General features: G+C 36.6%; 16 protein-coding genes, 9 tRNA genes, 1 rRNA gene and 1 pseudogene. 4 read left to right on the forward strand and 23 right to left on the reverse strand.

The genetic code is table 11. The features are described 5' to 3' along the window. Nucleotides 1–163: 163 nt before the first annotated feature. Nucleotides 164–2,596, reverse strand: a complete 2,433-nt coding sequence (locus tag JOC86_RS22995; RefSeq protein ID WP_205175609.1) for an ATP-binding cassette domain-containing protein — start codon at nucleotides 2,594–2,596, stop codon at nucleotides 164–166. A gap of 489 nt (nucleotides 2,597–3,085) precedes the next feature. On the opposite strand from JOC86_RS22995, the gene JOC86_RS23000 reads away from it, so the two are divergent. Together JOC86_RS23000 and JOC86_RS23005 are read left to right on the forward strand one after the other, a co-directional pair. Continuing rightward, nucleotides 3,086–3,580, forward strand: coding sequence for a DUF3291 domain-containing protein (locus tag JOC86_RS23000; protein WP_338021810.1), 495 nt, complete (start codon nucleotides 3,086–3,088; stop codon nucleotides 3,578–3,580). Nucleotides 3,581–3,929: 349 nt separating this feature from the next. Then, nucleotides 3,930–4,544 carry a DUF421 domain-containing protein gene (locus JOC86_RS23005; protein ID WP_205175611.1) on the forward strand — a complete coding sequence of 205 codons (615 nt, stop codon included), beginning with the start codon at nucleotides 3,930–3,932 and terminating at the stop codon, nucleotides 4,542–4,544. Nucleotides 4,545–4,859: 315 nt separating this feature from the next. Here JOC86_RS23005 and JOC86_RS23010 read toward each other — a convergent pair whose 3' ends face one another. From JOC86_RS23010 to JOC86_RS23030, 5 genes and pseudogenes are all read right to left on the reverse strand, one after another. Beyond that, on the reverse strand, nucleotides 4,860–6,041 hold the full coding sequence (locus JOC86_RS23010; RefSeq protein WP_205175613.1) for a DHH family phosphoesterase: 1,182 nt from the start codon (nucleotides 6,039–6,041) through the stop codon (nucleotides 4,860–4,862). Between the two features lie 275 nt (nucleotides 6,042–6,316). Beyond that, nucleotides 6,317–7,174 carry a DUF2599 domain-containing protein gene (locus JOC86_RS23015; RefSeq protein WP_205175615.1) on the reverse strand — a complete coding sequence of 286 codons (858 nt, stop codon included), beginning with the start codon at nucleotides 7,172–7,174 and terminating at the stop codon, nucleotides 6,317–6,319. A gap of 752 nt (nucleotides 7,175–7,926) precedes the next feature. Next, a pseudogene (locus JOC86_RS23020) lies at nucleotides 7,927–8,176 on the reverse strand (FMN-binding negative transcriptional regulator); the annotation flags it as partial. Nucleotides 8,177–8,197: 21 nt separating this feature from the next. Further along, nucleotides 8,198–8,713, reverse strand: coding sequence for a spermidine/spermine N(1)-acetyltransferase (gene paiA / locus JOC86_RS23025; RefSeq protein WP_205175618.1), 516 nt, complete (start codon nucleotides 8,711–8,713; stop codon nucleotides 8,198–8,200). A 27-nt stretch (nucleotides 8,714–8,740) separates the two neighbouring features. Next, complete coding sequence (locus JOC86_RS23030; protein WP_205175620.1) at nucleotides 8,741–9,193, reverse strand: MarR family winged helix-turn-helix transcriptional regulator; 453 nt, start codon at nucleotides 9,191–9,193, stop codon at nucleotides 8,741–8,743. 115 nt (nucleotides 9,194–9,308) lie between these two features. On the opposite strand from JOC86_RS23030, the gene JOC86_RS23035 reads away from it, so the two are divergent. After that, a complete protein-coding gene (locus tag JOC86_RS23035; RefSeq protein ID WP_205175622.1) occupies nucleotides 9,309–9,953 on the forward strand; it encodes a DUF6198 family protein in 645 nt (214 codons plus the stop codon). A 252-nt stretch (nucleotides 9,954–10,205) separates the two neighbouring features. On the opposite strand, the gene glmS is transcribed toward JOC86_RS23035, so the two are convergent. The 6 genes from glmS to sigW form a co-directional block, all read right to left on the reverse strand. Next, nucleotides 10,206–12,008 carry a glutamine--fructose-6-phosphate transaminase (isomerizing) gene (glmS, locus tag JOC86_RS23040; RefSeq protein ID WP_205175624.1) on the reverse strand — a complete coding sequence of 601 codons (1,803 nt, stop codon included), beginning with the start codon at nucleotides 12,006–12,008 and terminating at the stop codon, nucleotides 10,206–10,208. 476 nt (nucleotides 12,009–12,484) lie between these two features. Then, nucleotides 12,485–13,834 carry a phosphoglucosamine mutase gene (gene glmM, locus JOC86_RS23045; RefSeq protein WP_205175626.1) on the reverse strand — a complete coding sequence of 450 codons (1,350 nt, stop codon included), beginning with the start codon at nucleotides 13,832–13,834 and terminating at the stop codon, nucleotides 12,485–12,487. A 30-nt stretch (nucleotides 13,835–13,864) separates the two neighbouring features. Beyond that, on the reverse strand, nucleotides 13,865–15,148 hold the full coding sequence (locus tag JOC86_RS23050) for a CdaR family protein (protein ID WP_205175628.1): 1,284 nt from the start codon (nucleotides 15,146–15,148) through the stop codon (nucleotides 13,865–13,867). Continuing rightward, on the reverse strand, nucleotides 15,141–15,977 hold the full coding sequence (gene cdaA / locus JOC86_RS23055; protein WP_205175630.1) for a diadenylate cyclase CdaA: 837 nt from the start codon (nucleotides 15,975–15,977) through the stop codon (nucleotides 15,141–15,143). Before cdaA ends, JOC86_RS23050 begins: the two co-directional genes overlap by 8 nt. Nucleotides 15,978–16,177: 200 nt before the next feature. After that, complete coding sequence (locus JOC86_RS23060; protein WP_338021812.1) at nucleotides 16,178–16,810, reverse strand: anti-sigma factor; 633 nt, start codon at nucleotides 16,808–16,810, stop codon at nucleotides 16,178–16,180. Nucleotides 16,811–16,828: 18 nt separating this feature from the next. After that, complete coding sequence (gene sigW, locus JOC86_RS23065) at nucleotides 16,829–17,392, reverse strand: RNA polymerase sigma factor SigW (RefSeq protein ID WP_205175632.1); 564 nt, start codon at nucleotides 17,390–17,392, stop codon at nucleotides 16,829–16,831. A 170-nt stretch (nucleotides 17,393–17,562) separates the two neighbouring features. On the opposite strand from sigW, the gene JOC86_RS23070 reads away from it, so the two are divergent. After that, nucleotides 17,563–17,718 carry an aspartyl-phosphate phosphatase Spo0E family protein gene (locus tag JOC86_RS23070; protein ID WP_338021813.1) on the forward strand — a complete coding sequence of 52 codons (156 nt, stop codon included), beginning with the start codon at nucleotides 17,563–17,565 and terminating at the stop codon, nucleotides 17,716–17,718. Between the two features lie 44 nt (nucleotides 17,719–17,762). On the opposite strand, the gene rocF is transcribed toward JOC86_RS23070, so the two are convergent. The 11 genes from rocF to rrf all read right to left on the reverse strand — a co-directional run. Beyond that, nucleotides 17,763–18,665 carry an arginase gene (gene rocF, locus JOC86_RS23075; RefSeq protein ID WP_205175636.1) on the reverse strand — a complete coding sequence of 301 codons (903 nt, stop codon included), beginning with the start codon at nucleotides 18,663–18,665 and terminating at the stop codon, nucleotides 17,763–17,765. A gap of 347 nt (nucleotides 18,666–19,012) precedes the next feature. Further along, nucleotides 19,013–19,088: transfer RNA gene (locus tag JOC86_RS23080), tRNA-Ala, on the reverse strand. Nucleotides 19,089–19,153: 65 nt separating this feature from the next. Next, nucleotides 19,154–19,229 (reverse strand) — tRNA-Lys (locus JOC86_RS23085). Nucleotides 19,230–19,235: 6 nt separating this feature from the next. Further along, a tRNA-Gln gene (locus JOC86_RS23090) sits at nucleotides 19,236–19,310 on the reverse strand. A gap of 66 nt (nucleotides 19,311–19,376) precedes the next feature. Then, nucleotides 19,377–19,460: transfer RNA gene (locus tag JOC86_RS23095), tRNA-Tyr, on the reverse strand. Nucleotides 19,461–19,473: 13 nt separating this feature from the next. After that, nucleotides 19,474–19,546, reverse strand: a tRNA-Thr gene (locus JOC86_RS23100). A gap of 51 nt (nucleotides 19,547–19,597) precedes the next feature. Continuing rightward, nucleotides 19,598–19,673: transfer RNA gene (locus JOC86_RS23105), tRNA-Val, on the reverse strand. A gap of 10 nt (nucleotides 19,674–19,683) precedes the next feature. Beyond that, a tRNA-Glu gene (locus JOC86_RS23110) sits at nucleotides 19,684–19,758 on the reverse strand. A 29-nt stretch (nucleotides 19,759–19,787) separates the two neighbouring features. Further along, nucleotides 19,788–19,860 (reverse strand) — tRNA-Thr (locus JOC86_RS23115). A 4-nt stretch (nucleotides 19,861–19,864) separates the two neighbouring features. After that, a tRNA-Asn gene (locus JOC86_RS23120) sits at nucleotides 19,865–19,939 on the reverse strand. A gap of 7 nt (nucleotides 19,940–19,946) precedes the next feature. Continuing rightward, nucleotides 19,947–20,041: ribosomal RNA gene (gene rrf, locus JOC86_RS23125) — 5S ribosomal RNA — on the reverse strand; the annotation flags it as partial.

A 20,041-nucleotide genomic window follows, 5' to 3' on the forward strand; every position in this document is an offset into this window, starting at 1 on the left:
AGCACCCTTTTAATTTTATAGGTACACAGATTTCACAATAATCGCTATAAATATTTTCCTCAATGTCTCTTTCAAAAATCGGCTTGTTATCCATTTGATAGCTCTGATTAGTAGTTCGGAAAAAATATATTATAAGTGTATTTGTATTTCGTGAGCTTGTAAATTATAAATATTGTCCTGTCACAGATGATTGATTCGCCCTGATGTCACTTGGTGTTCCTTTTGCAATAATTTGTCCTCCTTTGACACCACCTTCTGGACCTAAATCAATAATCCAATCACTCATATTGATCATATGAATGTTATGTTCGACCATGATTATTGAATTACCTTTATCGATTAAACGGTTGAATAATTCTAACAAGTATTGAATGTCATAAGGATGTAGACCTGTTGAAGGTTCGTCTAGTAAGAACAGACTTTTTTGTTTATTTTTCTTCATTAAGGAAGTTGATAACTTTAATCGTTGACCTTCACCACCGGATAAGGTAGTAAGTGATTGACCAAGTTTTAAATAACCTAATCCGATTTCAGTTAATAATTTGAGGATTTTGTGGATTTTTGATTCGTTATTGAAAATATCTAATGCTTCTTCAACTGAACACTCTAAGCAGTCATTTATATTATGGTCATTGTACGTGATATTGAGGATGTTTTCTTTGAAACGTTTACCTCTACACGTTGGACAGACAACTTCTATATCATTAAAAAATAACATGTTACTCATAACATAGCCAAGTCCTTCACATGTCTCGCAACGTCCACCATTTGTATTGAATGAGAAGTGTTTAGATGTAAGACCTTGTACTTTACTATCCTCGAGTTTGGCAAAAAGATTTCGAATGTCTGTAAATACATTGGTATATGTAGCAACATTTGAGCGTTTCATTTTTGTAATACTTGTTTGATTAATTGTTATGATTTCTTCAAATTGGTCTAATCCTGAAACATTGTTAGCTTCTTCTCCTACGACATCAAATATTAGTGAAGATTTACCTGACCCTGAGACACCCGTTACACTTACAAGGGATTCAGTAGGAATGGTTACACTTACAGAAGCAAGATTATGACGCGTGGCGTCTTGAATCTGAATAGGTGTTTTTCCTGATTGTCTAACGTTTTGTTTAGGTTGACTTCTGTTTGATATATAGTCTTTAATTAGGGATTTCACATTATTTTTAAGGTCTCCTAATGTACCAGTACCAATTAGTTCGCCACCGTATCGGCCAGCTTTTGGTCCAATCTCAATTAAATAATCAGCTTCTCTCATAACATCTGTATTATGTTCAATCACAAGAACGGTATTGCCTTTATCTCTTAGTTTTTTCATAATATCGATGATCCCTTCAGTGTCTTTAGCATGAAGACTCGCTGTTGGTTCGTCGATAATATAAACAACATCTGTTAAATCTGAATCTAAGATGGCAGATAATCGAATACGTTGACTTTCACCGCCAGATAAAGTGTTTGTCCCACGTTCTAAAGTGAGATAACCGAGACCTAGACGTTTTATACGTTTAAGTTTTGTTTCTATATCACGAATATAGACCTCAACTGCCGATTTTTCCTCCTCCGTTAAGTTCAAGCTACAATCATGGACCCAATCTAACAATTGATCTAAATCTAACGTTGAGATTTCTGTGATGGAACGATCCATCACTTTAACACTGCGACTTTGTTCGGTTAGTTTCGTGCCATTACAGTCAGGACATGTATCACTATAGAAAAAGATAGATTCTTTCCCCATATCTCCACTTTTTTCTTGATATTTACGCCAAAGGTTTGTCATAACACCTTCGAATTTACCATCACCAACTGTTTTCGGCTCTTTCTTATCCGTAAGCTTTCGAACTTCTTTACTGCTTGTACCATAGCAAAGTAAAGCATATTGTAATTCATTAAAATTTTTAAGAGGGGTGTTTGGTTCAAGTGGCTCATTGTAATAATTCATTGTACTTTTGATATTATCAAGTTGATACTCTAGGTAGCGGCCTTTCCATAATGCAATCGCACCATTTTCAATTGACAATTCCATATTCAATAAGGAGTTTACATTAATTTGGATGACCTTACCGATGCCTTTACATTTTTGACAAGCACCTTCGATTGTGTTGTAAGAAAAGTGGCTTCGTGTGAATTTTTTATACTTGTGCTCACAATGAGGACAAATTTGAAAAACAGTAAAATCGCCATCTACATGTTCTGTTTCTTCAATGGCCTGAATGGGGTTAACTTTTTTCTTACAGTTTGGACATGAGCGGATACCAAGCTTCTCATAAATCATTCGTAAACTCGTATACATGGCTGTCTTAGTCCCTACTGTCGAACGAGGATTAGATGACGTTTCTTGCTGCTTTAAACTTATAGCAGGAGAAGCACCACTAATATGTGCAACATTTGGTTTCTCTATGCCTTGCATACCCATTGCCTCTAGATATTGTCGTTGTGACTCATTAAAAAGAATATCATGTGCGAGTGTAGACTTGCCTGATCCAGAAACACCCGTTATCACTGTCAATTTACGTTTTGGGATCTTCACACTAACATCTTTTAAATTGTGTTCGTTCGCCTGCTCAATACTTATCCATTCCGCCATCACAACATCCTCCTTATTCTATTGGGGAAGTTATTATACATGTGATCATAAGAGCATGCAAGTAATATCCTATAGAAATGCTCAAATCATTACACATGGTTTTTATTCAAGGGGATTGCTCGATTTTCGATAATGTTTCTTTTCGTTTATTTCAAATCCCTGCTGTTATTCCACAATATAGCCAATTTCATGCAAGTAGGCTCAGATCCTTATTCCGGAATGCGCCCATTAATGGAATATATAAAATTGGTCTCAATACTAGATTCACTTTGTTAACAACCGACCTGGTAATATTAAAGGACTGTGTCCTCAAAGTTTCTATGTTCTTTGTAATAATCCATTATTGCACCTCATTTTTTTATCTAGTGTTTAAAAAGAGATTTTTCTACTAAATAAAGGTTCAACACAGAAAAGCATCTAATTCTCTCACCATAATGAAAAGATATATAGTTCAACTAGGAATAAGTCCAGTCATTCTAGAATATATAGGTGAAAAGTGTAAATGGAGGGATTATTTTGGCTTTTGTTGCGATTTATACGGTTGGTAGGTTAAAACATCCAAATGAACATCCTGCCTCTCGTGAGTTTTTTGAAGTGGGAAATGAAGTAATTCGACAGGCTGCTAAAACTGGATATCTAATAAAAGAATTTTCACCTAATAGAGTACTTTTCCCTGAGAAAGCGGTCAGAGGAGAGGGGTCTCCTATTCTCACACTAACAGTATGGAAGAGCCTTCAATCTCTATATCGTTTTACCTATTCGGGTCAACATATGCAAGCTTTACGGGAAAGGAACAAGTGGTTTGAATCTCTTCAAGAGAGACAACCTAATTATGTGGTGTGGTGGACAGAAAAGGTAACGGATGTTTCATGGAAGGAGGCTTTCAAGAGATACGACTTTTATATTCAACATGGACCAGATCCTTTTGCATTTGACTTTAAGCACGCATTTGATGAATTGGGGGAGAGGATCTTCCTTAATTAGCTGAGATCAATTCTCCTGCTCTGTATAGGAAGCAGAGTATCTTCTTATTGAACAAACCTGACCTTTAATTGATTATAGACGAAGCTAAAATGACTGCTGAAACAGTCCATCGTTGTTCAATTCTTGCGCCGAGATCATTTTTTTAGAAAAAAGCACCTACACAAATAAATTCGGCAATCAAAATTAACTTGTTTCACTTTTTTCTTAATAAAACGAACAATTTTATCTGAATTCCACCATTTCCATCCTTAGATAGAAGGAAGAATAAGTTCTACATGCTTCCATTTGAATAAATTGTCAATTATTTGTTACGCCAGTTAGTAGGAAATTACATTAGGAGGCACTCGTTTTGGATTTAGATTGGATTTGGAAAGCAATACTTATTGTGATTGTTGGGTTTCTTATTTTGCGATTAGCTGGAAGGAAATCCATTTCTCAGCTGACAGTTGCACAAACAGTCCTCATGATATCTATAGGAAATTTAATCATTCAGCCAGTAACCGAAAAAAACATCTGGATAACCTTTTTAATCGTATTATTGCTAATATTTGTCTTAATCATAATAGAAAGCTTGCAGATCAAATTTGATAGGTTCGAAACTTTCATAACCGGAAAAGGAATAGATGTTATAGAGAATGGTGAAATCATTGAAAAGAATCTAAAAAAATTACGCATCACCATTGTCCAATTAGAAATGCGGTTACGTCAAGATAGCATCTCTAAAATTAGCGATGTGAAAACAGCAACCATCGAACCTAGTGGACAATTAGGGTATGTGCTAAAAGATTTTGCCCAATACGCCACTAAAGAAGATATTAAGGTTATATTAGATTATATTCATCATAAATTTCCTGCGGGTCAACAACCCCCAGATATCACCAAAGATACAGCAGATAATCATTCTATTTTTTCAGAGGTAGATAGGAATGAACATGTTATACCTCCACCTAAGCATTTAGAGTAACCAACACTTTGCCAGCGGACCTTTTACAACAACCCAAAGACCAACATCCGTGAGACGAAGTCTAACTTCCCTAAATAATGGATAAAAGAGATTAAAAAGTACCTATCTTATTTTGAATAGGAACATATTATTTACGCTTTTCCGTTAACTTGGTAGATTTCCCATTAAGCAACAGTTGCTAGTTCTTGACTGATTTCCCCCCAATATTGATAAAAAACCCGAAGGTCTGCCGGAAAAGTACCGAAAAAAACCTTCGGATTAGAAACGTTGATTTTAGATAGAGACAACATCCTGTTGCTTTGAAACAAAGTTTGATTATTTAGCCTTTTTTACTTCTTCCATTAAGTATCTTACGAAAATATCATCTTTTACAAGCCATGCTGAATATTTTCTTTTTAAGTACTTTTCTGCTTCTTCAAAACTTGGATGGGTCTGTTCCGTTATTGTTTTATTTTTTTCAATCCCCCATTCTCCATTTTCTAAAGGATAGATAAGATAGATCTCGTCCCTTCTGTTTTTATACATGATACCAAAAGTGGATTCTTTTACATTATATCGATTTCTTTTCGCATCTTCTGGTAACGGTTCCAGATGAAAGGTATTAATTACGAATTGCTTATAGGCATCTTCTGTTAAGGTGCAGCCGGATGCTTTTGCATGTCCCCCGCCACCGAATTGTGCAGCAACTTCAGACACATCAATATGATCGTGGATTGTTCGAAATCCCATTCGTTTGCCGCCAATATTTAATATGGCTATATAATCTAGGTGCGGGTTTTCTTTACCGAGTTCATTCCCGAGTTCTGAGTGATACGATTCCGCATAAACCACACCCGCAAAAAGTCCCCCAACCTCTGTTTGAACGAGCTCCCTTCTTTTCCTGCGAATATATCTGTCAATTTTATTTTCTTCCATATCAAGGATTTTTGTTTCAAATTCATCAAAGTGGAAATGATCACTCGTTTGCAGCCGGGAAATCATTTTTTCTTCAAATTCATCTATTGAAAGAAGAAAGAATAAGGCATTCAGTCGCTGTGCATGGTGGTTTTCATTTTTCTCCCACTCCCACGTATCGTATTGTCTTACGAGTTCAACAAATTCCGCTGTTGCGTCTGATGCCTCCATTAGTTGATGAGAAGTGAGGTATTCATATAATAAGGAAGTAGCTGAAGTTAACTTCCCTTCCTCACCCTCCACCACAACGTGCCCCCACTTATAATCATTATAATGGAGAGCCGTTTTATGGTGATCAATTAACTTAAGCTTTCCTCCTGCTTGAAAGAGTTCTTCCAGTCTTTTTTCATTTTCATCACTTACGGACAAATCTGTAATAAATAAGAAAGTATCCTTACCATCATTTTCTAAAAACCATTCCACTTCACGATTAAGACCTGAAATAGAGTTGTAGCGTACTTTGACCTGCTCACCAAAAGAAAGTTTTGCTAAAATACCGCAGCCCACTCCATCGAGATCATTATGAGATAACAGTTTATACATATTCTTCACCTCAAAAGATAGTATTGGTTTAACTATTGTTTAACATGTATATAAAAAAAAGCTGACTCAAGGTCCTCCCTTTAAGTCAGCTAAATGATTTATATAATGTCTTCACTTATTCCGCAATTGTGACGATAATTTATCAATCTTTTTTACAAAAACACATATCCTAGGGGTAATAGGCTTAGAAATAATGAACACGCCACTTTACCATTTTACAGGAAAAGTACCGTTTATTTTAGCTTATGCCCAACTTTTATAAATATTAATTAATTTTAAGGATTACAAGCCTTAGCAACCGTTTGGGCATAGCTCACATTTGGCCTCGATGGTTCTAAATTCCAACTACTCTTTGTCCTGGCAAAGCTAGCATGGCAAAGAAACTGATCTTCCATACCACCTGTGTTATACCAATTTGAACTACCACTATGAACTGCATATACTTTGTCCCAAGCATCAATGGCTCTTGCGGCTGCTTCACCTTGGTCAGGTGGGTATCTCAAATAAGAAGTAGGTTGTAGACTAAGAGATTTTACACCACTTCTAGTTATCCATGAGAAACCAGAAAAGTAGGTTGAATAATATGTTGCGCTTGCTATTAATTGAATCTCAACAGGTTCTGTAACATTATTTTTTGTCTCAACATTTAATTCTAAACGATCACCGTCTTTAATTTTCGCATTTAAATTTACTTTATCTTGATGCTCAACAACTCGTGTAGAAATTACTCCAATAGACTCATGATACTCGTTGTAAATATTTCCTGTACCATTTGTTTTACCTTCTTCACCCTGGTTAAGAATCAGGTATTCTCCATTGTGGAATTCAAATGGAATTTCAATGGTTGTACCACTAAGAGTTGGATTAATTGTAATAGATTGTTTTATGCTATTATTTTCTTTAATTTCCTCATGTTTAAGATTTAAACTTTCTGAATTTAACCCATTAAATAGTAACAATTTTGTGGATTCAGATTTAATTATTGGTGTTCCAATCCCGATCTTATTTCCATCCTCAGTAGTTACCTCTACTGAAGGTGTGTTTGTTTCTGCACTTGCAAATTGCGCTTGATTTAATCCAAGCATCATTACCAATCCTAAAGATACCAAGCTAGATTTCTTTAAAATACTCATACTATAATTCTCCTCATTTGTTTGTTGTTGCGCAACATGGATAATATTATAATATTTGTAATTAAATTGAAATAACTTATTTCGAATATTACCAAAAGAATAATTAGTTAACCAAAATAATATTGACGTTAACAATTTTATGTTATTTAATAAAGTCGCAGGATAAAAAGTCAAGGAGATGGTTGTATGGGGTGAACATAAGAGTTTCTATTTAAGAAATTCAATGTGGAAAAATATAAATGGTCAAAGAGATAGATATAGTTGTCATTTTGACACGATTCAAAATAAAAAATCCATAGAATTTAGAAATTATATGACAAAATAGCGGTTTATATTAATATGATAAAATCAACCACGATCATAAGCGTAGAGGTGTTTGTATTGGATAGTTTTAATTATTATTTTCCCGTGTTGATCACAATAACCTTATTTTTAACAATTACCTTTCTGTATATGATACTCACTAGAGAAAAATCAATTAGTCTCTTTTTGGTTCTAATTATCTCCTTATTTGGAATTGTTGTAAGTATAATAAGTGCTATATCATTAGGGTATATAGTTGATCAATATAATCTTGTTATCAGTAATAAAGACTTCATTTTAATGGTTGCGAATTTTCTTTTAAGTATATTAATTCCAATAATTTATTATTGCAAGTTTAAAAAAAAATAAAACAACTTTAAGCTTCTAATAACAAATCCCTCTAATTTTAATAATTTGGGGATTTCTTATTAGAAGCGACAAATAACGTGCGAATACCAGGAAGAAGAGACATAAGCATCCGGTCCCTGAAACATAATAAAGAACATCTCCACTGAGGATTTCCATTAGCCATATGCCCAGTAATATAGTAATCATCACCTTTTTTATTTAACCCCAAGGGCAAATGAGTGGCAATTGATTTCCCTCGTTCTGTGGGACAATCGTGCCAAAAGAGTTTTTTTGAACAAAATCCCAAATTTCATCTACATTTGTGACCTTAAAGTATTTAGGAATATACATCATAATCCGCCTTTCCTAAAGTTATATCAGTGTTTTGGCCATTATAAAGTCAATTTGTTCTTCATCACCCATATAAAAAGAGTGGGCTCCAGTTTGAACAAACCCCATTTTTTTATAAAAAGCAAAAGCATTTTCATTTTTCTCCCATACACCTAGCCAGATTTTCTGTTTATTACGTTCCATCGCAATTTCAATAGCTTTATTTAGCAGATATTTACCAAGCCCGTGTTTTTGAAATTTGTTCTTTATATAAATCCTCTCAATTTCAAGTGATTCATCACCCATTTCTTCAGACTGAGCATCATTGGTATTGACCTTTAAATATCCAGCAACTTCATTATTAAGATAAACAAAAAAGAATTGCGAAGAAACATGGGTTAATTCATTTTCTAGTTGTTTTAAGTTAAAGGCCTTTTCCAAATAGGCATTCATATTTTCGGGTGAGTTTTGATCCTTAAATGTTTCATAAAATGTTTCATAACTGATTTCTAGAAGTATGCTTAGTTCTTCAATGGTGCATTTTTTAAAATTTATCATTTATATATATCGCTCCTTTTTTTATAATTAATACCTTCTCTTGTTTCCTTTCTTAACGAATTCCCAATCGACTTCTACATTTTCCCTTACTCTTTGAAGAAGATTAAAAATGGTCTCTACTTCCACTTCAGAAAACCCCTCTAATGCAACCTTATTAGAATGATCATTTTCTCTTTTTATGAATGGATAAACATTTTTCCCTTTCTCTGTTGGAAAAAGTTTTTTAATTTTTCGGTTATGTTCATCATCTTTCTTTTCAATAAATCCATTTATTTCAAGTTTCTTTATAGCTCGTGCTGCTGTTGTTCGATCTACTTTTATCATCTCAGCTAGCTTTTCTTGAATGATTCCTGGGTTTTCACATATTCGCACAAGGTACAAATACTGCCCTTTTGTAAGATCATATTCTTTAAATTCGATATTACTTATGGAATCTAAAGCCCTTGCTATCATTCCAATTTCACGAAGAATCTCTTTCATAATTAACTCCTTTGTAAAAATAATTGTTGTAAATGCAAAAATTATGGCATATATTAAATGTATCTCATGTTTGTTGCATTTGCAATAAAAATAACGATGAAGAGGTCGAGTAAATGTGAAATATGTTTTTTATGTATTAGGAATTTTAATCTTAACCCTTGGTATTTCATTCACTATACAATCAGACCTTGGGACTTCACCTTTTGATGCACTTTTGGTAGGATTGTCCATAAATGTAGGGCTTACAGTGGGAAGTTGGGAAATAATAATAGCTTTAATATTGATATGTTGTAATTCATTTTTAAAAAGACAAAGACTAGAAGTTTTGGGGTTGTTAACAGCATTTATAACAGGTATTTGTATTGATATGTGGCTTTTTTTATTGACAGATTTGATAACTCCTGAACTATGGTCCAGCAAGGTTATTTGTTTTGCTACTGGCTTAGTTGTTATAGGATTAGGAACGGCAATTTATTTACACACAAACTTTGCACCCATTCCAATTGACCGTTTAACTTTAATCATCCAAGAATTAACGAGAACATCTATACTGTTTTCAAGAACATTCATTTATTTTGTATTCTTGTTAATAGCATTAATATTCAATGGACCTATTGGCGTTGGAACTTTATTAACCGTTTGTTTAGGAGGGGTAATACTTAATTACTTTATGCCATTTACTGAAATAGTATTAGATCGCATTTTAACACACTCTAGTACATCACCAAATTATGATAAAAATAAAAATCATTCAATATAGAATGGTTTTTGTTTTTCTTGCTTCACTAACCTGCCCCGTTGCTTTAATTACATTCTTTCACAATCAATTTTTAATTTTTTTAACTTAAGTATTCATAAATTTAGAAATAATGATCCTTATCAAAAAAAGACCCAATCCTGAAATTGGATTGAGTCTTACTTGATCAAATTTTATGAATGTTGTTGAGCATCATTTTCAAATTAGTATCCTACTTTGTTGTCAATCAACAACTACAACATCCATTCCAACAAATTACTCAACCGTAACTGACTTAGCCAAGTTACGCGGCTTATCTACATCACAATCGCGGTGTAAAGCTGCGTAGTAGGAAATCAGTTGTAGCGGGATAACAGAGATAAGAGGTGTTAACATTTCGTTTACTTCTGGAAGTACGAAACGATCGTCTTCTTCTTCAAGACCTTTCATGGAAATGATGCAAGGGTTAGCTCCACGAGCTGCAACTTCCTTCACGTTTCCACGAATGCTTAGGTTGACACTTTCTTGTGTTGCTAATGCAACGACTGGTGTACCTTCTTCAATTAAAGCAATCGTGCCATGCTTTAATTCTCCTCCAGCGAAGCCTTCTGCTTGAATGTAAGAGATCTCTTTTAGTTTAAGAGCTCCTTCTAAGCCTACATAGTAATCAAGAGAGCGTCCGATGAAGAAACAGTTGCGTGTCGTTGCTAAATATTCACGTGCAATGTCTTCAAACCCTTCTTTTGAATCGCAAAGGGCTTCCATACTTGTGGCTACAATTCCAAGCTCTTGAACTAGGTCAAAGCCAAGCTCTTTCCCTTTCGAAGCAGCTGTTACATTTGCAAAGATTGCTAGAACTGCTAATTGAGCAGTATATGCTTTCGTTGAAGCAACGGCAATTTCTGGACCTGCGTGCAACAGTAATGTGTAATCCGCTTCACGTGAAAGGGTTGAACCTTGAACGTTTGTAATCGTTAATGAACGATGACCAAGCTCTTTTACTTGAACGAGAACTGAGCGACTGTCAGCCGTTTCTCCACTTTGAGAGATAAAGATAAATAATGGTTTTTCAGAAAGAAGTGGCATGTTATAGCTGAACTCACTTGCAACATGAACTTCTACTGGAATACCTGCCATATTCTCGATGAATTGCTTTCCAACAAGACCTGCATGGTAACTAGTACCACAAGCAATGATATAAATACGATCTGTATCATTAACCGATTGAATAATGTCGGCATCAATCGTTAACTCATTGTTATCGTTTTGATACGCTTGGATAATTTTACGTGTTACTAGTGGCTGCTCATCGATTTCTTTTAGCATGTAGTGAGGGTATGTTCCTTTTTCGATATCACTTGCATCTAATTCAGCTGTGTAAGGATCACGTGTCACTACTTCACCATCAAGATTCTTGATTGTTACTTTTTCTTTTGTTACGATGACGGTTTCTTTATCCATTAACTCTACATATTGGTCCGTTACTTGCAGCATTGCCATTGCATCACTTGCAACAACATTGAAATCTTCTCCTAATCCAACAAGTAAAGGGCTTTTGTTCTTCGCTACAAAAATCGTTTCATCGTTTTCTGTATCCAATAGAGCTATCGCATATGAACCTTTAAGGAGTTTAAGCGCTTGGCGAAACGCCTCTTCTACTAGATTTCCATCATTCACTAGCTTTTCAATAAGCTGAACGATGATCTCCGTATCCGTATCACTCTTAAAGTTTACATCCTGCAAATATTCACGTTTGATTTGTAAATAGTTTTCAATAACTCCATTATGAACAATCGTAAAACGACCAGAAGTGCTTTGATGAGGATGGGCATTTACATGACTTGGTGCACCATGGGTAGCCCAACGAGTATGTCCGATTCCTGTATGGCCAAGCACATTGTCATCGACAGCTTTACGTAAGTCGGCAATACGTCCTTTTTCTTTAAAGACATGAATTCCTTCATCATTTTGAACCGCAATTCCTGCAGAGTCGTAACCTCTATATTCAAGCTTCTCTAAGCCTTTTAATAAGATTTCTTTTGTATCTAAAGTTCCAATATATCCTACAATACCACACATAATGATTCTTCCTCCCCGAATGAACAAGGGGGCAAGAAATCCGGGGGACACCTTGCCCCCTTATCTCTGAATGTCATTTTAATAGATAGCATTTTCTTTCCTTTGTACATTAAGTTGCCTTAATGTTTTAAGAAAGAAATTGAACGGTTGTGCTTTCAACCGGGAGGTATCCGCCGAATCCTCGATAAACCTCCTCCTCGTCAACTAAACCCAGTTTTTTTCTATACTAGGCTTAGCCCTGGCGCTTTATTTTTTGAACACTACTACCCACCTTTTTGTCTTTGAATAAAAAATTCCCGTAAACGGGAACCAAAACACGATAATCATACACTAAAATCTTTTATTTCGTCAATAAAAAAGTAGATTAACACTAAATTGTTATACTCCTGTTATGTTTTAGCAAAGTGATGACATAACAGTATATAATTTAAACTATGCACAGGTGGGAAAAACGTTTCCACCTGTGCATCATTTTTCTATTCTGCTAGGCCCATTTCTTGTTGAACAACTTCAGCAATTTCATCTACATACTGTGAACACAGTTCTTCAGTAGAAGCTTCAGCCATTACACGGACAAGAGGCTCCGTTCCAGAAGGTCTAACAAGAATTCGACCATTTCCATTCATATCTGCTTCAACTTTTTCAATAACCGCTTTGACTTTTTCATTGTCTGTCACATGATGCTTATCAGTTACTCGGATATTTACAAGCTTTTGTGGATATTTCTTCATTTCTGAAGCCAGTTCAGAAAGTGGTTTCCCTGTAAGCTTCATAATATTAACCAACTGAATTCCGGTTAAAAGTCCGTCTCCTGTCGTATTATAATCTAAGAAGATAATATGACCGGATTGTTCCCCACCCAGGTTGTAGTTATTCTTCTTCATTTCCTCTACAACATAGCGATCTCCTACTGCTGTTTGAATGCTCTTAATATCACTTTCCTCTAGGCCTTTATGGAAGCCCAGATTACTCATAACAGTCGAGACCACCGTAGACTGTTTCAGACGGCCTTCAGATTTAAGATGTTTTGCACAAATAAACATGATTTGGTCGCCATCAACGATTTCCCCGTTTTCATCAATCGCGATTAGACGGTCGCCATCGCCATCAAAAGCTAATCCTACATCTGCCCCTCTTTCCTTCACCATTGCAGCTAATGCTTCAGGGTGAGTAGAACCAACACCTTCATTAATATTCAAACCGTCTGGAGATGCTCCCATTGTGGAAAGATCACCGTCTAAATCAGCAAACAGGTGTGTTGCTAATGCAGATGTTGCTCCGTGTGCACAATCTAACGCAATATGTAAGCCATCGAAATCTTCGTCTACCGTTTGTTTCAAGAATTGAAGGTACTTTTGTCCGCCTTCAAAGTAGTCACTCACTTGTCCTAAATCGGCACCTGTTGGGCGTGGTAGTGTATCTTGCTCTTGATCTAATAGTTCTTCAATTTCATTCTCTTGGTCGTCGGATAATTTAAATCCGTCTGGGCCGAAGAATTTAATTCCATTATCCCCTACAGGGTTATGTGAAGCGGAAATCATGACTCCTGCTTGAGCACCTAATACTTTCGTTAGGTAGGCAACCCCTGGAGTAGAAATGACGCCTAGCCTCATTACTTCTGCTCCAATTGATAATAATCCAGCCACTAAGGCACCTTCTAACATATGACCTGAGATACGTGTATCACGACCGATAATGATCTTCGGACGCTCTGTATCCTTCGTTAATACATACCCGCCTAAACGACCTAGTTTAAAAGCTAGTTCAGGAGTTAGTTCTGTATTAGCTACACCTCTTACTCCGTCTGTACCAAAATACTTACCCATTCTAATCGCTCCTTAAATTGCTTCATTTCATTAGGCTGAAGTTTTTTCTTTAATTTCTACCTTTAGCGTTTTTTGGGATAGCTCCCAATCCACTTTTTCGGGGCCAGCTGCTTCGATATCCAGTTCATGTTCCCCGGGAGGAAGCCCCGAAAGATCCGCTATTAACGTAAAATCATCTCTAGTAATCGGGTCAATATCTTCTTTATATCCTGTTAATAAAATCTCAATGAGCCCTTCTTCAGGTTCTAAAATACTGTATTCAAACTCTTCATCGGTACCTTGCAGTTCTATAGGGACCTCAGAGATTGTCTGTTCTACGGGGGTTTCTTCAGGTTTTTCAACCGTTTCTTCCTCGGGTTTGTCTTCAAGCTTCTTCACATTTACTTTTACGTCTACAACCTCTGGAGTAATTTTGTTTAACCCATCTTTGAGCTTTATTGGTAGTTCAAATGATTTATCTTCTTTCACTTTGCTCAGGTCGAGTTCAGCCGCTACTTCCTTTATTTCCTCTAAAACGGAATCCCGCCCAAAGATTGTCGCCAGTTTAGGCTCAACTGTGATTGATTCCAATTCAAGACCGTCTGGAAGCTTCCCTTTTTGTTGAATGACCACAGGGACTTCTTTGCTTGGGTTCACTACAGATACCGTTACGTCTACCACATCAGGCTCAATCACAACATCCAGTTTATTTAACTCTCGATCAAGAACTTGTACTTTTGCTTTTCGTGTAATGTTTTCATTAATCACACTGTCTATATCTAAAGTTGCTTTTACAAATGCGATCTGGTCAATAACATCTTTTGCACCCGTAATCTTAACTGTTCTAGGCTCAACCGAAACCCCTTCCGCTTCGAATCCATCAGCAAGAATTGCTTCATTAAATTCTGGTTCAACCGTAAATTCGTCTGAAACTCGTTCTTGGATTGAAACATTGACATACTCAGGGTTAATTTTCACTTCTAGCTTTTCCGAGATATTATTCACTTTGACTTTAACTCGATGTTTACCGATCGATAAATCATTTAAATCTACAAATACGGTAAAGTTTTGGCTCGCTTTCTCCGTTTGCACAATACTTTTTGGGCCTTCAACAATAAGGTCGACGCTCTCTGGCAAACCGCTGACTACGAGGTTTTTAGAGTCATAAAAAGCTTCTAATGGAACATTTTGGATCGTGTTTACATCCTCAGTTGGGTTATCACTCGCATTTTTTTGTAAATTTGTTTCATCAAATGTAACAGATGTATACAATAGCAGCGCAAGAGTCAACCCGACGATCCTCATAAACCAACGACTTTCCATAAATTTATCCATTTGCTCTTTTCCCCCTCCAACTCCATTTAGTTGAGGAAGTCCCCTCTTTATCACTTATCAATTCCTTTGTTAATAGATCCTTAAAGTGCTCAAGAGATAAATTACGATGAAGCTCTCCATTATTTGTGAAAGAAATATTACCTGTTTCTTCAGATACAACAATTGTAATACTATCCGTTACTTCACTGACCCCTAAGGCGGCTCTATGCCTAGTCCCTAATTCTTTCGAAATAAACGGACTTTCTGACAATGGGAGGTAACACGCTGCTGCAGCAATCTTTCTTTTCTGAAGAATAACAGCTCCATCATGTAGAGGAGTGTTTGGTATGAAAATATTGATCAGTAGTTCTGATGAAATTTTTGAATCCATTGGAATACCGGTTTCTATGTAGTCACTTAACCCTGTTTCTCTCTCAATGGATAACAAAGCACCAATTCTACGCTTTGCCATATAACTAACCGCTTTGGTAATGGACTCGATCATTTGTACTTGTTCTTCCTCTTCCTGAATACCACTTCTAGAGAACAGTCGCCCCCTTCCAAGCTGCTCAAGGGCACGTCTTAATTCAGGCTGGAAGATGATCATAATTGCCAAGAAACCCCATGTAATGGCCTGCTCCATGATCCATCCAAGTGTATCCAACCCAAAGATACTACTAATACCACGTACAATTAAAATAACGAAAATACCTTTTAATAATTGTACAGCTTTTGTTCCTTTAATCAACATAATGATCTTATAGATCACAAACCATACTAGAAGTATATCAACAACATCTGCAACATAATTCAGTACGGTATAATCAGAATATACGTCTAAAAACGGCATATTACATCCTCCAATAAGTTAATCGAAAGCGTAAGCCGTAAAGCTGGCTACATCTTATATTTAACTTTATTATTATACCACATGTTCACAAGTATAAGAAAAAAGAAAGGGTGACCAAATAAAGTAAATAGTTTCACTACTAATTTGCTTGCCAAGTGAATGAAACCATTTCTTTATTGTAGTCTCCCTTATATCATATATTATTCTGTAGCCGGTTGCGAATCCCCCCAGTTTACCACATCTTGGAATGATCCTTTAATCTTGTACCAGAGCCATTCAAATGCTGCATCAATCTCCTCAATATCACCTGTTACCTTACCTGCAGAGGCACGATATTGATTTCCATTAATGATGGTAATATCCCCCTGAACTTTTCCTTCAACACGAATATCACCATTTTTTACCGTTATATCACCTTTAATGACTTCTCCTTTAGGTACGATAACTGTATGATTCTCAACAACAAGCTCAGGTTTCTTAGTGAATGAAAACTCCTCACTTTGGTTCCAAGAACTAAATAGTGTACCAACCATCATTACTAGAAATAAAGATGCTGCCGATAACATTGGGTGCTGGCGGAGCCATCTATTAACCCCAACCTTTTTCTTTTCTTTTGGCAGCCTCGCCATTACATTACTAGTAAAATGATTTGGAGCTTGTATATGGGAAGTGCTCTGAACGAGCGCAATTGTTCTTTTTAATTCATGGAAATGCTTCTGACATTCTTCACAAGTATGCAAATGTTCTTTTAAAACTTGTTCGTGTTCATGAGAGATTTCTTCATCTAGGTATTCATGCATATAATCAATGATTTCATTAGGACATGTATTCACAATTACACCTCACCCTCTCTACATTGTACGCAATTGTTTCCTAAGAGCTTCTCGCCCTCTGTGTATTCTTGTTTTTACTGTCCCTAGAGGTAAGTCTAATATTTCACTTATTTCTTGAAGGGATAACTCTTCAATATACTTTAGCACAATGACAGAACGATATTTATCTGGAAGCTTTGAAATTTCAAGCTGAATACTTTCTTGCAATTCCATTTCTTCGACTTTATCTTCAGGAAGCTGTACATCTGCTGCTACTTGTGAGTACATCGTCAATCCTTCTGTACCCGAAACCTCTGCATCTAAATAATAGTCTGGTTTCTTTTTTCGAATACGGTCAATACATAAATTTGTCGCGATCCGATATAACCACGTTGAAAATTTTCTGTTTTGATTAAAGGTTTCAATATTTACATAAGCCCTTATAAAAGCTTCCTGTGAAATATCTTCTGCCTCATGACGATTCCCAAGCATTCGAAAACAGATTTGAAAAACTTTGTCTTTATAAATCTCTACAATTTCTGCAAACGCACTTTGATCGCCTTTAATTACTTGCTTTATCCTTTTATTTACGATGGCATCCATTATTTTTTTACCTCCGCTCCATGCGGCTATACTTGTATACGTATGTATAGCAAAAAAGGTTTCATTTTTTTTTCATCATTACTATCCTAACAAATTTTTTCATATATATGTTTACATTTTTTTGAAAAAGGGTATAAAAGAACTAAAATCACAGGAAACGAGGAATTGATGTGGCTTATGATCTTCTGAATCGCATTGAGGAATGTCGAACTAGAATGATAATACTGGCATTACAATCCTCTTTCGCCAATGCAAAAGTAGTCGAGGTCAGTAATGAATTGGACAGGCTTTTAAATCAATTTCAACATGTAATATCAAAAGAATAAAAGAAAGCAGCTTTGTTAGCTGCTTTCTTTTATTCTTTCGTTAATTATAGAAGCTTTTCTCCAAAAAGAGAACCCATTAATGCAACTGCTACAGAAGCAGTTTTATTTTTCTCATCTAATATCGGGTTCACTTCCACAAACTCTGCAGATGTAATTAATCCAGACTCCTCTAACATTTCCATCGCAAGATGACTCTCACGATAGCTAATACCACCAATGACCGGTGTACCCACTCCTGGAGCATCACTAGGATCTAATCCATCCAGGTCCAATGATAGATGAACACCATCTGTTCTATCCTTTAAATAGCTTACAGCATCTTCAATTACGTTCGTCATACCAAGGCGATCTACCTCATGCATTGTATAAACCTTGATACCTTTTTCTTTAATAAGCTCTCTTTCACCTTCATCAAGTGAACGAGCTCCAATAATAACAATGTTCTCTGGTTTAATTTTCGGAGCGAAACCACCAATGGTCGTTAAATTCTCATGACCAATTCCAAGACTAACGGCAAGTGGCATTCCATGTATATTTCCTGATGGTGATGTCTCACCTGTATTCAAATCTCCGTGAGCATCATACCAAATAACGCCAAGATTTTCATAATGTTTAGAAACACCAGCTAAAGTACCGATAGCGATACTGTGATCTCCTCCAAAGATTAATGGAAAATCACCACTCTCGATTACTTCATCTACCTTTTGAGAAAGCTTTGTATTTCCTTCAGCAACCGCTTTCAAATTTCGTAAATTTGTATCTGGTGAAGTATGTACTCTTTCCGGTTGTGCAATTTCTATGTTTCCAAGATCGTTAATTCTATATCCTAAATTTTCCAATCTTTCGACTACACCCGCATAGCGAATCGCACTTGGACCCATATCTACGCCTCTGCGCATTTGTCCTAAATCCATTGGAACACCAATGATCGAAATATTTTTATTCATAATTCATCCTCCTTACCCTGTTCTATCTCTATTGTATCCATAATCCCTTCATTGACTCAACTGGACAGAATTGTGTATATATATGCGCTATTATAGCGGTTTAGAGAGAATATTATGAATATAGTTAAGTATAGGGATTAGTTGGAAAATAAGAAAAGCACACATATCAGATATATCTAAAGAAGATACGCTAAAATCACCATATTTTCTAGGTACATCATTATGAGGTGTCACAGGCATTACAATTGTCAAGCCAATGAGGAAGAATTAGAAGCTTAGATGAGAGAATTTTTTAGGAAAATAAAAAAACCTTAAACATTAGTTTAAGGCGAATGTGTACATATGTATGGTGGAGCCTAGCGGGATCGAACCGCTGACCTCCTGCGTGCAAAGCAGGCGCTCTCCCAGCTGAGCTAAGGCCCCGAAATATACTAGATACAGAAAAACTCACAGCTTCCTTTTAGGCTTGTGAGAAAAACTTTATTAAATGGTGAGCCATGAAGGACTCGAACCTTCGACCCTCTGATTAAAAGTCAGATGCTCTACCAACTGAGCTAATGGCTCACTAAATGGCTGGGCTAGCTGGATTCGAACCAACGCATGACGGAGTCAAAGTCCGTTGCCTTACCGCTTGGCTATAGCCCAATAGTGAAAATAAAAAGGGACATTAGTTAAGATGTCCAGTTTCGCTAATTTTATTCAAAATATAAGTGGTGGAGGGGGGCAGATTCGAACTGCCGAACCCGAAGGAGCGGATTTACAGTCCGCCGCGTTTAGCCACTTCGCTACCCCTCCACTATGAAAATGATGCCGGCAAGAGGACTTGAACCCCCAACCTACTGATTACAAGTCAGTTGCTCTACCAGTTGAGCTACACCGGCGTGATTGTTACTTAAATTGCTGACAAAACCAGTTGAGCTGCACTGGTAAAATGGTGGAGGATGACGGGATCGAACCGCCGACCCCCTGCTTGTAAGGCAGGTGCTCTCCCAGCTGAGCTAATCCTCCATTATGTTAGTGGTGACCCGTACGGGATTCGAACCCGTGTTACCGCCGTGAAAGGGCGGTGTCTTAACCGCTTGACCAACGGGCCAATTAAAAATTCCCCTATAAAAATGATTAAGCTTCCAACCGGGCTCGAACCGGTGACCTCTTCCTTACCATGGAAGTGCTCTACCTGCTGAGCTATGGAAGCAATATGGCTCCGCAGGCAGGATTCGAACCTGCGACCGATCGGTTAACAGCCGATAGCTCTACCACTGAGCTACTGCGGAATGATAAGCCTGGCGATGTCCTACTCTCACAGGGGGAATCCCCCAACTACCATTGGCGCTGAAGAGCTTAACTTCCGTGTTCGGCATGGGAACGGGTGTGAC

The organism is Rossellomorea pakistanensis (genome assembly GCF_016908495.1).
GTDB classification, from domain to species: domain Bacteria; phylum Bacillota; class Bacilli; order Bacillales; family Bacillaceae_B; genus Rossellomorea; species Rossellomorea pakistanensis.

Excerpts from the sequence above, each read along its gene's own strand:
- glmS (WP_205175624.1), bottom strand. The coding sequence starts at position 12,008 with ATGTGTGGTATTGTAGGATATATTGGAACTTTAGATACAAAAGAAATC.
- glmM (WP_205175626.1), bottom strand. The coding sequence starts at position 13,834 with ATGGGTAAGTATTTTGGTACAGACGGAGTAAGAGGTGTAGCTAATACA.
- JOC86_RS23015 (WP_205175615.1), bottom strand. The coding sequence starts at position 7,174 with ATGAGTATTTTAAAGAAATCTAGCTTGGTATCTTTAGGATTGGTAATG.
- paiA (WP_205175618.1), bottom strand. The coding sequence starts at position 8,713 with ATGATAAATTTTAAAAAATGCACCATTGAAGAACTAAGCATACTTCTA.
- rocF (WP_205175636.1), bottom strand. The coding sequence starts at position 18,665 with ATGAATAAAAATATTTCGATCATTGGTGTTCCAATGGATTTAGGACAA.
- JOC86_RS23050 (WP_205175628.1), bottom strand. The coding sequence starts at position 15,148 with ATGGATAAATTTATGGAAAGTCGTTGGTTTATGAGGATCGTCGGGTTG.
- JOC86_RS23010 (WP_205175613.1), bottom strand. The coding sequence starts at position 6,041 with ATGTATAAACTGTTATCTCATAATGATCTCGATGGAGTGGGCTGCGGT.
- cdaA (WP_205175630.1), bottom strand. The coding sequence starts at position 15,977 with ATGCCGTTTTTAGACGTATATTCTGATTATACCGTACTGAATTATGTT.
- sigW (WP_205175632.1), bottom strand. The coding sequence starts at position 17,392 with ATGGATGCCATCGTAAATAAAAGGATAAAGCAAGTAATTAAAGGCGAT.
- JOC86_RS22995 (WP_205175609.1), bottom strand. The coding sequence starts at position 2,596 with ATGGCGGAATGGATAAGTATTGAGCAGGCGAACGAACACAATTTAAAA.
- JOC86_RS23030 (WP_205175620.1), bottom strand. The coding sequence starts at position 9,193 with ATGAAAGAGATTCTTCGTGAAATTGGAATGATAGCAAGGGCTTTAGAT.